At 49.7% G+C, this 11,678-nt stretch carries 16 protein-coding genes; 2 read left to right on the top strand and 14 right to left on the bottom strand.

The genetic code is table 11. The features are described from left to right. Positions 1-10: 10 nt before the first annotated feature. A complete protein-coding gene (locus KJS55_RS15775) occupies positions 11-1,000 on the bottom strand; it encodes a rolling circle replication-associated protein (protein WP_213543819.1) in 990 nt (329 codons plus the stop codon). A gap of 14 nt (positions 1,001-1,014) precedes the next feature. Then, on the bottom strand, positions 1,015-1,182 hold the full coding sequence (locus KJS55_RS15770; protein WP_213543818.1) for a hypothetical protein: 168 nt from the start codon (positions 1,180-1,182) through the stop codon (positions 1,015-1,017). Positions 1,183-1,322: 140 nt separating this feature from the next. Between KJS55_RS15770 and KJS55_RS15765 the strand changes: the two genes are divergently transcribed. After that, positions 1,323-2,342 (top strand): tyrosine recombinase XerC, encoded by a 1,020-nt coding sequence (locus KJS55_RS15765; protein ID WP_213543939.1) that lies wholly within the window; start codon positions 1,323-1,325, stop codon positions 2,340-2,342. Positions 2,343-2,374: 32 nt separating this feature from the next. Here KJS55_RS15765 and KJS55_RS15760 read toward each other — a convergent pair whose 3' ends face one another. The 10 genes from KJS55_RS15760 to ruvC all read right to left on the bottom strand — a co-directional run bounded on the left by KJS55_RS15760 (position 2,375) and on the right by ruvC (position 9,057). Continuing rightward, the gene (locus KJS55_RS15760) at positions 2,375-2,878 is read right to left on the bottom strand and encodes an amidase domain-containing protein (RefSeq protein ID WP_187028395.1); all 504 of its coding nucleotides are present in this window, start codon (positions 2,876-2,878) and stop codon (positions 2,375-2,377) included. Positions 2,879-2,987: 109 nt separating this feature from the next. Then, positions 2,988-3,722, bottom strand: a complete 735-nt coding sequence (locus KJS55_RS15755; RefSeq protein WP_187028397.1) for a YebC/PmpR family DNA-binding transcriptional regulator — start codon at positions 3,720-3,722, stop codon at positions 2,988-2,990. 6 nt (positions 3,723-3,728) lie between these two features. Continuing rightward, positions 3,729-4,520 carry a Nif3-like dinuclear metal center hexameric protein gene (locus KJS55_RS15750; RefSeq protein WP_187028399.1) on the bottom strand — a complete coding sequence of 264 codons (792 nt, stop codon included), beginning with the start codon at positions 4,518-4,520 and terminating at the stop codon, positions 3,729-3,731. Beyond that, a complete protein-coding gene (locus tag KJS55_RS15745) occupies positions 4,498-5,208 on the bottom strand; it encodes a tRNA (adenine(22)-N(1))-methyltransferase (protein ID WP_213543817.1) in 711 nt (236 codons plus the stop codon). Before KJS55_RS15745 ends, KJS55_RS15750 begins: the two co-directional genes overlap by 23 nt. A 72-nt stretch (positions 5,209-5,280) precedes the next feature. Further along, positions 5,281-5,487 (bottom strand): DUF1858 domain-containing protein, encoded by a 207-nt coding sequence (locus tag KJS55_RS15740; RefSeq protein ID WP_187028403.1) that lies wholly within the window; start codon positions 5,485-5,487, stop codon positions 5,281-5,283. 174 nt (positions 5,488-5,661) lie between these two features. After that, entirely contained in the window at positions 5,662-5,940 is a 279-nt protein-coding gene (locus KJS55_RS15735) for a zinc-ribbon domain containing protein (RefSeq protein WP_187028406.1), read from the bottom strand. Between the two features lie 38 nt (positions 5,941-5,978). Further along, on the bottom strand, positions 5,979-6,623 hold the full coding sequence (locus KJS55_RS15730; RefSeq protein ID WP_187028408.1) for a sigma-70 family RNA polymerase sigma factor: 645 nt from the start codon (positions 6,621-6,623) through the stop codon (positions 5,979-5,981). Between the two features lie 183 nt (positions 6,624-6,806). Continuing rightward, positions 6,807-7,868: a Holliday junction branch migration DNA helicase RuvB gene (gene ruvB / locus KJS55_RS15725; RefSeq protein ID WP_187028410.1), complete on the bottom strand. Its 1,062-nt coding sequence runs from the start codon at positions 7,866-7,868 to the stop codon at positions 6,807-6,809. A gap of 48 nt (positions 7,869-7,916) precedes the next feature. After that, on the bottom strand, positions 7,917-8,525 hold the full coding sequence (ruvA, locus tag KJS55_RS15720; protein ID WP_187028413.1) for a Holliday junction branch migration protein RuvA: 609 nt from the start codon (positions 8,523-8,525) through the stop codon (positions 7,917-7,919). Positions 8,526-8,547: 22 nt separating this feature from the next. Continuing rightward, positions 8,548-9,057: a crossover junction endodeoxyribonuclease RuvC gene (gene ruvC / locus KJS55_RS15715; RefSeq protein ID WP_187028415.1), complete on the bottom strand. Its 510-nt coding sequence runs from the start codon at positions 9,055-9,057 to the stop codon at positions 8,548-8,550. Positions 9,058-9,203: 146 nt separating this feature from the next. Here ruvC and KJS55_RS15710 point away from each other — a divergent pair, with 146 nt between their 5' ends. Next, entirely contained in the window at positions 9,204-9,659 is a 456-nt protein-coding gene (locus KJS55_RS15710; protein ID WP_187028417.1) for a VOC family protein, read from the top strand. Positions 9,660-9,721: 62 nt separating this feature from the next. Here KJS55_RS15710 and KJS55_RS15705 read toward each other — a convergent pair whose 3' ends face one another. Both KJS55_RS15705 and KJS55_RS15700 read right to left on the bottom strand, forming a co-directional pair. Further along, positions 9,722-11,116, bottom strand: coding sequence for a DUF4179 domain-containing protein (locus KJS55_RS15705; RefSeq protein WP_213543816.1), 1,395 nt, complete (start codon positions 11,114-11,116; stop codon positions 9,722-9,724). After that, on the bottom strand, positions 11,113-11,583 hold the full coding sequence (locus KJS55_RS15700; protein WP_213543815.1) for a sigma-70 family RNA polymerase sigma factor: 471 nt from the start codon (positions 11,581-11,583) through the stop codon (positions 11,113-11,115). The genes KJS55_RS15705 and KJS55_RS15700 overlap by 4 nt, the downstream gene beginning before the upstream one ends. Between the last annotated feature and the right edge of the window lie 95 nt (positions 11,584-11,678).

Raw genomic sequence — 11,678 nt, 5'->3', positions numbered from 1 at the left:
TTTCTTCATTCTACTCATGTAAAGACCTCCTCAAAGACTTCAACTTATTCACCTGAGCAGCTTCCTCAACTTCCAAAAGTTCATCACCTGTCAAAGAAGTACGAGTCAACTTTGCTTTCTGGGATTCAATCGCCATTCGCTTTTTTATTTCTTTAAGCTCGGCACTCCTTAAAGGCTGATCTACCTCAAAAAGCTTTTCAAAATAGCGGGGAGGACGAAACTTCTTACCACCTTTTGGCGTTGAAATGTTTATGTAATCTGTATCAAAAAGTGTAGGGTGCGTGTCATAATAATTGCGCGCAATTCCAGGCCTCCGGGACATGAGTGTAAACTCAGGCTGAATATTGTGTTTTCCATAAAAATCTGCTTCCTTTCCTTTCAACTTTTTCATAACATAGCGGGCAGTATACGCACAGGATTCCCAAGTAACTTCACCAACGACCACAAAACCATAAGGCCAGCACTCTTGAAGGGAAGGGGAGTTGTAATAGGTGTAAAGCTCTCCACCTTCACGAACTTTCTTATATGGGATTAAATCGGAAAGATGCAAGCCAAAAATTATGGCATGATAATGAGGGCGAAACGTCTGGGAACCATATTCACCACAGGCGAAAAACCTAATCTGATCGTCAGGAAAATGCTTCCGGATTCGCTTCATCAACAACTGAAAATCACGTTTTTGAAGGGTCATAGCAGGGAAGGCCTCTCCGGTCTCCGGGTCTGGATAATAAGTACGTGGTACATGGTCATCATCATAGGTGAAGGTACAGAAATAGGCCGAATCATGATACTGCAATTCCAACATACAGCGGTTCGCCCATTGGCGGGAATATTCAAGCCGACAGCCGACACACTTACCACAGGGAATCTTTATCAGCATATCAATCGGATAATCTTTACCACGATAATAAACTGTCTTTTGATTGTCATTGACAGGATGACCGAGAAATTTTATAATTTTCTTGCCATTAGCATCTACACCCAGACACAGAGCGTTCATAGGATGGTAACAACTCACAGAACTGCAACCACATCATCATAAAACCAAGCAACTTTATGATCTCCATACAAAGAAACTGCGGTACGAGCACGAAGGAAACTTCTATCAGCACCCTTCACAATGAGAAGTTCATCATCACTAGACCATGCTTCGTTGAGTTCAAACAAATTCCGAAATGACATACAAAAACCTCCAATAATTTTTTTGGGAAGGAGCACCGTGGAATAAGAATATCACATTAAACAAAATAAAAATTTTGTTCAATGTGATGGAGGGGAAAAATATATTTTGATTGAAAATCCCCACATTCCACACTACAGCCATGACAGATTACCGGTACGACGCACCACAGATTTTGCGGGACTTTCTATCCTATCATGAAACCATTAAGGCACACTCCAAGCGTACAGTTGATGAATATTATCTGGACTTGCGTAATTTCTTTCGTTATATGAAGCAAATCCGGAACCCACAGCTCGCTCAAAAATCCTTAGATGAAATTGATATATTAGATGTCGATTTGGATTTTATCGCATCCGTCACGCTGACCGACGTCTATGGTTATATGACTTATCTGAGCCGGGACCGCATACAGCACCAGAACAGCCCTAGATCAGAGTATGGATTGAACGCAGCATCCCGCGCGCGAAAAATTGCTACAATTCGCTCTTTTTACAATTATTTGACGAATAAGATGCATCTACTTCGTGAAAATCCTGTCAAGGATATGGACTCTCCGAAGTTAAAAAAGACTCTGCCAAAGTACTTGACCCTGGATGAGAGCTTACAGCTTTTACAAGCTGTGGGTGGCAAGAACCAGGAGCGGGATTACTGTATTTTGACATTGTTTTTAAACTGTGGGCTGCGAATTTCAGAACTGATTGGACTGAACCTCAGCGATCTCCAAGGGGAGTCGCTACGTGTTTTGGGAAAAGGTAATAAGGTTCGGATTATTTACCTGAATGATGCCTGTCAAGACGCGCTCAAGCGCTATCTGGCAGTTCGCCGTCCAATTACTGGGCGTGACCAGAATGCCATGTTCCTCTCCTCACGTAACGAGCGGATCAGCCGGTCCATGGTCCATAGCATGGTTAAAAAACAGCTGGAAGTGGCTGGCCTCGACAGCAGTCAGTACTCCTCTCACAAACTACGGCACACTGCCGCTACACTGATGCTCCAAAATGGAGTGGATGTCCGCGCGGTTCAGGAGGTTCTGGGACACGATCACTTGAATACCACGGAAATTTACACGCATATTGATAATGAATCTCTGCGAATTGCTGCAAAGGCAAATCCCTTGTCAAATGTTAAGTTACAAAAGAAACCACAGGAAAATGAATGACCGGAGCGAGTTAGCACTCGCCCCGGCCTCCATTAAGGCAGCATGGTTCCTTCAATATGGATGAATCGAATATCTCGATATTCATAGGTGGCTAGCGGACGATTGTCAGCGTCATAGCTGTGGGCTGCTACTAAGATATTCTCCGGTGTAATAGGGTCTCCAACAGACACAACCACTGGCGAGTGCTGAAATGCCTCTCCGCTAAAGGATAGTTGGATAATATCACCAGGCCGGATTTCTTCCATAGTGCTGTCTCTGCCCATAGGACCTACAGAACGGCCCTGTCTGGTCAGGAAATTATAGAAATATGGAACACCGGTCCAAGCAGGAGCCTTTTGATTGGAATCAATATAATACCAGCCAAATGTAGGTGTAAAGTTCATCACTCCGCTACCGGCAAAAACGCACTGTGATGCAAAATTGGTGCAATCACCACCCAAATGTTCATAGTCATAAAATGCTGGGTTGCGCCCGTATGCCCATTGGTGAGCGTATAGCACGACAGCGTTTCGATCATAGTTTGCCGCAAAGCGCATTGCGCCCCCCTCCCTTCCTATCTCAGTCTATGTGTAGATAGGCTCTGAGGACACCGCATCGGCGTGGCAAAAATAATGGTGCAATGCTTTTAAGCATTGCACCATTATTTTATTCGTTATCCCAGTTATGCCAGACATTCTGCACGTCATCATTGTCCTCCAGCATGTCAACAAGTTTTTGCATGTTTTTCAGGTCTCCCTCACCAGAGAGAGTGATATAGTTCTGGGGAACCATTTCAACCTGGGCACTGATAAAGCTATATCCCTTTTCCTCCAGCACCTTCACAACATTGTTGAACGCATCTGGATCACAAGTGATTTCCAAAGCCGGACCATCTGCTTCAAAATCTGCTGCTCCAGACTCCAGCGCATCCATCATCACAGTATCCTCGTCCAGCTCTCCATCTTCGTTGTCGATGACAATGACACCCTTTTTGTCAAAGGACCAACTGACACACCCTTGGGCACCCATGTTACCATTGCACTTGTCAAAGGCGTGGCGCACTTCCGGCGCGGTACGCTGGCGGTTGTCAGTCAGTGCTTCTACGATGACGGCTACACCACCAGGACCATAACCTTCGTATGTGACCGCCTCATAGTTTTCCGTACTGCCGGCACCTAAAGCCTTGTCGATAGTACGTTTAATATTGTCATTAGGCATATTCACTGCTTTCGCCTTGGCGATGACTGTTGCTAGACGGGAGTTATTGTTGGGATCACCGGAGCCCCCCTCCTTGACGGCAACAATGATCTCCTTTGCAATTTTGGTAAAGGCGGCACTGCGCTTGGCATCTGCGGCCCCCTTTGTTTTTTGAATATTATGCCATTTGGAATGTCCGGACATGGTGGTTTATTCTCCTTCTACGTAATATTGAATCACTTCTCGATGAGAAGCGGATTTATGAACAGTAATCTGGGAAAACTGAGCTTTCAGGTATGCTACCAACTTTCTACAGACTGGGTCCTCTGTTGGGAAGTGCCCTGCATCAATGAGGTTGATTCCCTTTCCCGCCGCATCCAGAAACTGATGATAGTTCAGGTCTGAGGTAATAAAAGTGTCACAGCCGGCAGCAATAGCGGCGCTCTCAAAATCTCCGCAGGCCCCGCCGCCTACCGCAACCTGGTAAACCGGCCGACCAGCATCTGCATAGCGGATGCCATTGCAGTTCAAAGCCTTTGAAACATGCCTAATAAAATCGGGCAGCATCAGCGGCGCAGACAAGTTACCCATGCGGCACAACCCTGCCTCACCTCTCAAGGGTCCAGGGTCGATCAGCTCCAGCACAGATGCTAGACAATCGTTCACACCTCCCTCAGCTGCATCCAGATTGGTGTGCATACAAATCACGCAAATATCATGTGTTAGCAGCTTCATCAATAGGTGTCCCTGCGGTGTATCACTTCGGATTGTCTGCACAGGCAACCATTTACAATTCATGACAGGGTGATGCGCTACAATCAGCTGACACCCTTCAGCGATTGCCTCATCGGCCACAGCCTCTGTGATATCCAATGCCACCAGAATACGAGTGACCTCTTGCTCTGGAGAGCCCAACAAGTGACCTACATTGTCCCAGTCCATGGCGCTCTCACGGGGAGCCAACTGAAAAAGCCGCTGTTCAATTTCCTGGACCGTTGGCATGGCGCCACTCCTCTCTCATAGACAATAATGCGGTAACAATCTCTCGCAATCTGTCCGCTTTTTCATAGTCATCCGGCCGCTCTGAATGTCTCAATCCTGCAATAGCACTCTGTAGACGAATAATTTTTTGAATTATGTAAGTATCACCCAGAGGGTCCTGCCGGAGAAACGCACCGCCCCATAGCTGTCCTGTGGAAAGCCGCATTTGCCCCGCGATAACCTCCATACATGGGTATATGGTGCCGCGGTCCAGCACAAGGGCTTCCCGTTTGATCGCATAGCCATGGTCCATTAAGAAAAGCCGGAGCGCTTCGCTGCGAGTCATCGGCTGTAATAACAGCGTATGATGTCCCATCGCCGTCCAAGGAGCCGCTGATAGAATCGCCGCAATAGTTTCACCGCCCATACCGGCTATCACAATGGTATCTACCTCGTCTGGTGTGATACAGGTTAATCCATTACATAAACGGCAGTCGATCTCAGTACCATATGTTTTGGCAGTCTCCTTTGCCCGCTGAAGCGGGCCGGGCCGCAGATCACTCGCAATGGCAGATGCCACCTGGCCCTCCAATACCAACCACACAGGCAGATAGGCATGGTCAGTACCGATATCTGCAAGTCTGGTACCTAGAGGCACCCAATCAGCCAGCCTCCGTAACCGGGGCGTCAACTCCAATCCCCTGGCCAAATCGAATCCCTCCTAAGCTCTGTGTAAGGACGCATGCGGAGTCATTCCGCATGCGTCCTTGTAGATTTACGTTTACTGGGCCTTGTTCGCCTCTTCATTTACCAGCTTCAACAGCTTCTCTACGTCTACACCGTGAACAGCACAGGCCTCCTCCACGGTTTCACCGCGAGAAGCCCCGCAACCCAGACAATGCATACCAATGGACAGAAAAATCGGTGCAGTCTGAGGTGCAATATCCAGAATGTCACCAATAATGGTGTCTTTTGTGATGTTGATCATAGTAGGTTGTCCTCCATTTGAAATTTCAACAATTTCATTATACTGTATCATAGGCATAAATTCAATAGAAATTCCAAGAAAATTATAGAAACTACCCATTTCAGACATAAAAAGTGGCATCCGTGAAAGACGGACGCCACTTTTTTGCAAGAAACAAAACAGAAAATCAGTTTCTTAGCCCTGCTCACGCATCTTCGCGAAGCACTCGCTGCAGTAGACAGGGCGGTCAGACTTGGGCTCAAAGGGAACTCTCGCCTCACCACCGCAAGCGGCACAAACAGCCGTGAAATACTCACGAGGGCCGCGGGCGGCATTCTTGCGCGCATCGCGGCAAGCCTTGCAGCGCTGGGGCTCATTTTGGAAACCGCGCTCTGCGTAAAATTCCTGCTCACCAGCGGTGAACACAAATTCCTGGCCGCACTCTTTGCACACTAAAGTCTTGTCTTCGTACATGTTTTTACCCTCTCTTTGAAAAGAAAAATATATTGCGTTCAGCTTCTGCTGACATCGCCGGAAAAAAGCTGCTGTGCCACCTTGCGTCGGATACGCTGCACAGCGTTGTCCACGGACTTTGGAGGCTTGCCGACCAGTTCGGCAATTTCCCTGCATGAAAGACCGTCTAAATAGTACTCCAAAATCTTTGCTTCAAATTCGGACAACTGTTTCCGGACTCCAGATAAGAGGGCCGCCGTATGTTCCCGGTCGATAATAAAATCTTCCGGATTGCGCTGCTCCAGATGATTGGTTCCAGAGGTGTAGGAATTGCTGTCAAAGTAGGGAGTATCCAGAGAAATCGACTGATTTAAGGCCTTATGTTTTTCCCGCGCCGCAGCACGGAGAACCGAATACAGCCGATTGCGAATGCAGATTTCTGCAAAGGTTCGAAAAGTTGCCTCTTTTTCAGCATCAAATTCTCGAACTGCTTTAATGAGACCTACCATCCCCTCCTGGGTTAAATCCTCACTGTCTCCGCCTGCTAAAAAAAACGGGCGTGCACAAGTACGAACCAGACGATTATACCGTGTAACCAGAGTTTCTTCTGCTATACGGTCTCCAGCAGAGGCCAGAGTACAGAGCTCTTCATCTGATAAAAGCTGAGGATCTTTGGTAAAATTCTCATAAGATTTATATATCATGTATTATACCTATCATTTTATAAAAATGTCAAGCAGATTATCAAAAAAAGTGGATGATTTATAAAAAAATTTAGTGAATTTATAGAAATTCACAAATTCGCCGCAATTTCCTCAGCGCTTTAACCAATTATTTCCTGTAAATTTCAAAAATACGGCACTCAAACGGCTGACGATCACATCGAATCAAAGAGAAAGCTGTTCCATTGGGTTTTCTGCCGCCATACCGCCTGGAACCGGCATGTGCAAGTGCTGATATGCTTTTTGCGTGACACAGCGTCCTCTAGGCGTCCGGGTCAGAAAGCCAAGCTGCATGAGGTACGGCTCATAGACATCCTCCAATGTCACCGACTCCTCGCCAATGGTAGCCGCCAGAGTTTCCAAACCGACAGGACCGCCTCCATAGTTTTCAATGATCGCTTCCAGCATGCGCCGGTCAATAGGGTCCAGTCCCAGGTAGTCTATTTCCAGGGCGCACAGAGCCTCATCCGCCACGCTCTTGGTAATAATTCCATCGGCTTTCACCTGGGCAAAATCCCGCACCCGGCGTAGCATCCGGTTGGCGATGCGTGGGGTACCACGGCTCCGGCGAGCAACCTCATAGGCGCCCTCTGGCACGATATCCACATCCAGAATCCCGGCGGAACGTGTGACGATCCTGGCCAGTTCCTCCGGTGTGTAAAGCTCCAAACGTAGCGTCACACCGAAACGATCCCGCAAAGGAGCTGATAGTTGACCTGCACGGGTGGTAGCACCAATGAGGGTAAACTTGGGTAAGTCCAACCGGATTGAGTTTGCAGATGGCCCCTTTCCCACAATAATGTCTAAGACATAATCCTCCATGGCGGGATACAGAATTTCCTCAACGGAGCGGTTGAGGCGATGAATCTCGTCTACAAAGAGAATATCACCTTCATTTAAATTGGTCAGAAGAGCCGCCAAATCTCCGGGCTTTTCAATAGCGGGGCCGGAGGTAATACGGATATTCACGCCCATTTCCTGTGCGATGATGCCAGCCAGCGTCGTCTTCCCTAAGCCTGGGGGGCCGTGGAGCAACACATGGTCCAGGGCCTCTCCACGTTTTTGGGCGGCCTGAATAAAAATGGACAAATTGTCCTTGGCCTTCTCCTGGCCGATATATTCCCGCAGCGTCTTGGGCCGCAGAGATCCCTCCTGGGCGTCTTCCTGCAGGAAGGTCTTGGTCACAATCGGCTCCTCATAGATGTCGCTTCCAAAATCAATGCTCAAAGTGCCACTTCCCTTTCCTTACGTACACGCCGGGGAAACGTCTCCATCTCACTTCACCATCTTTTTCAGGCTCTGACGGATGATTTCCTCCAGCGGCAGGCTTTCCACGTCCACGCCCTTGAGCGCCACGCTGATTTCCTGGCTGGAATAGCCAAGCGTGGAGAGGGCTTGTGCCGCTTCGGCAGCTTTTGTGGGATAGGCCGCTGACACTGCAGGGGGCGCTCCGCCTCCTGAAAAGTCCAGCCCCCCGGCGCTCTCCTTCGCCATTTTATCCTTCAGCTCCAGAATAATCCTTTGGGCGATCTTCTTTCCAATTCCCGGTGCCGCGGTCAGTCGCTTCTCATCACCGGTCACAATGGCCATCGCTAGACTCTCCGGCGTGCCGGAGGACAAAATGGCAAGCGCCGCTTTAGGGCCGACGCCAGACACGCCCAGCAACAGCTTGAAGCTGTTCAATTCGCTTTGCGTGGAGAAGCCATAAAGATCAAACACTTCCTCCCCCACGTTCAAATAGGTATAGATTTTCCCGCGCTGCCCCTTCTTCAAGCTGGCCAAGGTATAATTGGTGGTCTTGCAGGCATAGCCCACGCCGCCGCAGTCAATGACCGCCAGATACGGTAAAATTTCCGCCACTGTGCCATCCAGGTAATAGAACATTCTCTTCTCTCCCCCTGTCGCGTCAGACTGTCTCCTTCACGGCGCTTGCTTGTGGAAGCCGTGAAGTAAAACTCCTTGCATGGCAGATCGCCAAGGCCAGAGCGTCGGCTGCATCATCCGGACGAGGAATGGCCTTCAATTTCAACAACCGTTTCGCCATATCCATCACCTGGCGTTTTTCCGCCTTTCCGTAACCGGTTACGGCCAGCTTGACCTGGGAGGGCGTGTACTCATAGAGTGGAATTCCGCAGTGCTCCGCTGTGCAGAGGATCACGCCTCTGCCGTGAGCTACGGCAATGCCGGTGGTAAGATTGGTATTAAAAAACAGCTCTTCTACCGCAATTGCATCTGGCTTGAGCTGCCCGATCAACGACTCCATGTCACAGCTGATCTGATATAGTCGGCGCGAAAGGGGTAATCCAGCAGGAGTTGTGATTGCACCATAGGTCCCCATATGTACTTGTCCTCGATCGGCTTCGATCAGCCCAAAGCCAATGGTGGCATACCCAGGGTCGATGCCTAAAATACGCATGGAGCACCCCTCTTTTTGAGTTCTCTTTAGAATTTACTAAACAGTATAGCAAATTTTTTGCCCTCACGCAAGTGGAGAAGTCCCTCTTGCCGGCTGGAGCGGCGGCATGGTAAAATAAAACAACCAAACCTTCAGGAGGAACTCATATGAAGCTGAAAAATCCCATGCTGGTCGTGACCAATATGGATCGATCGGTGGCGTTTTATCAGGCTGTGCTGGGCCTGCATGTAGTGCTGGATTTTGGGGCAAACAAGACCTTAACCGGCGGGTTGGCCCTTCAGACGCTGGAGACATACCGGGAGTTTCTTGGAACAGACCAGGTTTTCTTTGGTGGAAATGACTTTGAGGTATACTTTGAAGAGGACGATTTTGACCGATTTGCAGCAAAGCTCTCCCAGTGCGGTGTGGAGTATGTCCATCCTGTCAAGGAGCACGCCTGGGGCCAGCGGGTTGTACGCTTCTATGACCCAGACAGACACATCATTGAGGTGGGCGAGAACATGAAAGCCGTGTGCAGACGCTTTCTGGCAAGCGGCCTGACACCAGAGCAAACCGCAGCGCGCATGGATGTACCGATGAAATTTGTGAACGCATGTATGTGAACACCATCCAATCAGAAGACCCGAACAGCCGTGGTAAAAATGGCTGCTCGGGTCTTCTTCAGTTAGGAAATGGGAATGGATACCGGGATGGAAAAGTCTGTGGTTCGGTTCCTATTTGGCTCTAGGTAGACCACATCTCCCTCAAACCCGGCCAGAGGGAAGTTCTCTGTAAACATGGTATCCTCTTCAACGGTTTCCCCTGTAACTGGGTCCCGATAGCCATAGGTGTGTCCGAACTGCCAGATCTCGTAATGGTTTCCGGCCTCATCCCAGAAGCCGCCTGAAAAGTTGTTGTATAGGCTGCCGTTTGTTTCCCGGGGCATGGTGAAGTACACAATCCACCCCTCGGCCTGCTGTTCCGCCCTCAGAAATTGGATACCATCCGGCAAATGTTCTGCAGTGCCTGTTCCCAGGTCTACCCGGACCCTGGGAGCGTCCTTATCCTTCCAGTCAGCGCCGGAGATATAGAGGGTCAAGTGTTCTCCTTGGCTGAAAAAGGGACTGTCCAGCCAAAAGGTGGCATATCCCTCCCCATCCGGATCACCGGAGGCAGTAATTCCGTTGATGCTGCTCCCAAAACGCTCTCCGTGTTCATTTTCCAGGTATAAATCTACGCCCCGCAGCCACGCCGTATTCGTGGGATCATCCTCCAGATTCACCCTCAAGTGGGTGGGATAAAGTTCTACCTCTGTCAGTGTAAATCGCTGCCCGTCTAGTGTGAAATCGGCATTCACGGGAATCACCGTCCCCTGGGCCGTATAGCTGGGGTCAAATTCCAGGGTGAAGGTCAGCTCCGCAAGATAGTCCGGCTCCTCGTAGTGAGGCTCCTCAAAAAGACTGTTCCCGACATATTCCGTCGGCCCCGCTGATTGGTCCGTCCTCGGTTCGGCACTGATTTTCAGCGCTAGGTCCAGAGTAGCCGGCACATCCTGGTCCACAAAATTCATGCTAATCTCCCGTAACTCCCCTGGCTTTTGCCAGAGAGTCCCCGCGTCTCCAGCCCAGCCGTGGAGATCGCCGTATTCATAATCCACATGGACCTGCTCCCACAGAGCCGCGTCATACTCTAGAGTATAGAACATGCTTACCTGTTTGCGGTCCACAATAACGTACTCTACCGATGCGGTGAAGCCCATTTCTGTTTTGGTCTGCCCAATGGGCTGGACATAATCGTGTTGCACGGCGGCGGAGAGAGATGGGGACCATGCAACCGCCTCGGCAAGCTCCCGCAATACCGGTACGTTTCCGCAAGCTCTGGCAAAGGGCGGGAACAGGTTGACCAGCAGGACAAAACCTAAAAAACAAGCGGCGAGGCTTCCGACCGGAATTCCCCAAAAGCGCCGTTTATTCCGCAGCTTCCTTTTACGCCTGACAGCCCTTTCCACTGTTTGCTCCAACTCCGGCGGAAGTTGTTCCAGCTCGCTCAACAGGGCGCGGTATTCTTCTTTTCGATTCATGTGTGTTCCTCCTCCCCCAGTTCCAGCCGCAGCAATTCCAGAGCCCGGCGCTGCCGAGTGGCCACAGTCCCTTGTGGAATATTCAGCGCAGCTGCGGTTTCTGCCTGCGTATATCCCGTGAAAAAACGCAGGACCACGACCAGCCGCAGCGCTTCTGGAAGACAGCGAACAGCTTCTTTCAAAGGCAGCGTATCGTATTCGCAGGGGCCGGCAGTTTCCGGCAGAACCTCATCTGAAAACCGCTTTCGCCGCCTCAGTTCCCGGTGACACTCATTGATCAGGATGCGGGTGATCCAGGTTTCAAAAAATTCAGGTTCCCGCAGTTTTTTCAGCGCCCGCAGCGCCTGATAGACTGCCTCATCCACGGCGTCCAACGCAGCACTTTCACTGCCTAGATACAGATATGCGGTTCGATACAACCGTGCTTTTATGGCCTCCACCCGGACGGCAAATGTTTCCTGGTCCATGCGCTCCCCCCTCTCTATCTGCATATTAGAGTTTTCGGAAGCGGATTTTATTTTCCGAACTTTTAATATGTTTAATATAAGGAAACAGCAGCGCG

Origin of the sequence: Pusillibacter faecalis (genome assembly GCF_018408705.1) — a bacterium.
Taxonomy (GTDB): Bacteria; Bacillota; Clostridia; order Oscillospirales; family Oscillospiraceae; genus Oscillibacter; species Oscillibacter faecalis.
Note: the sequence above shows the minus strand (reverse complement) of the source record. Positions and strands in the feature narration are given on the sequence as shown.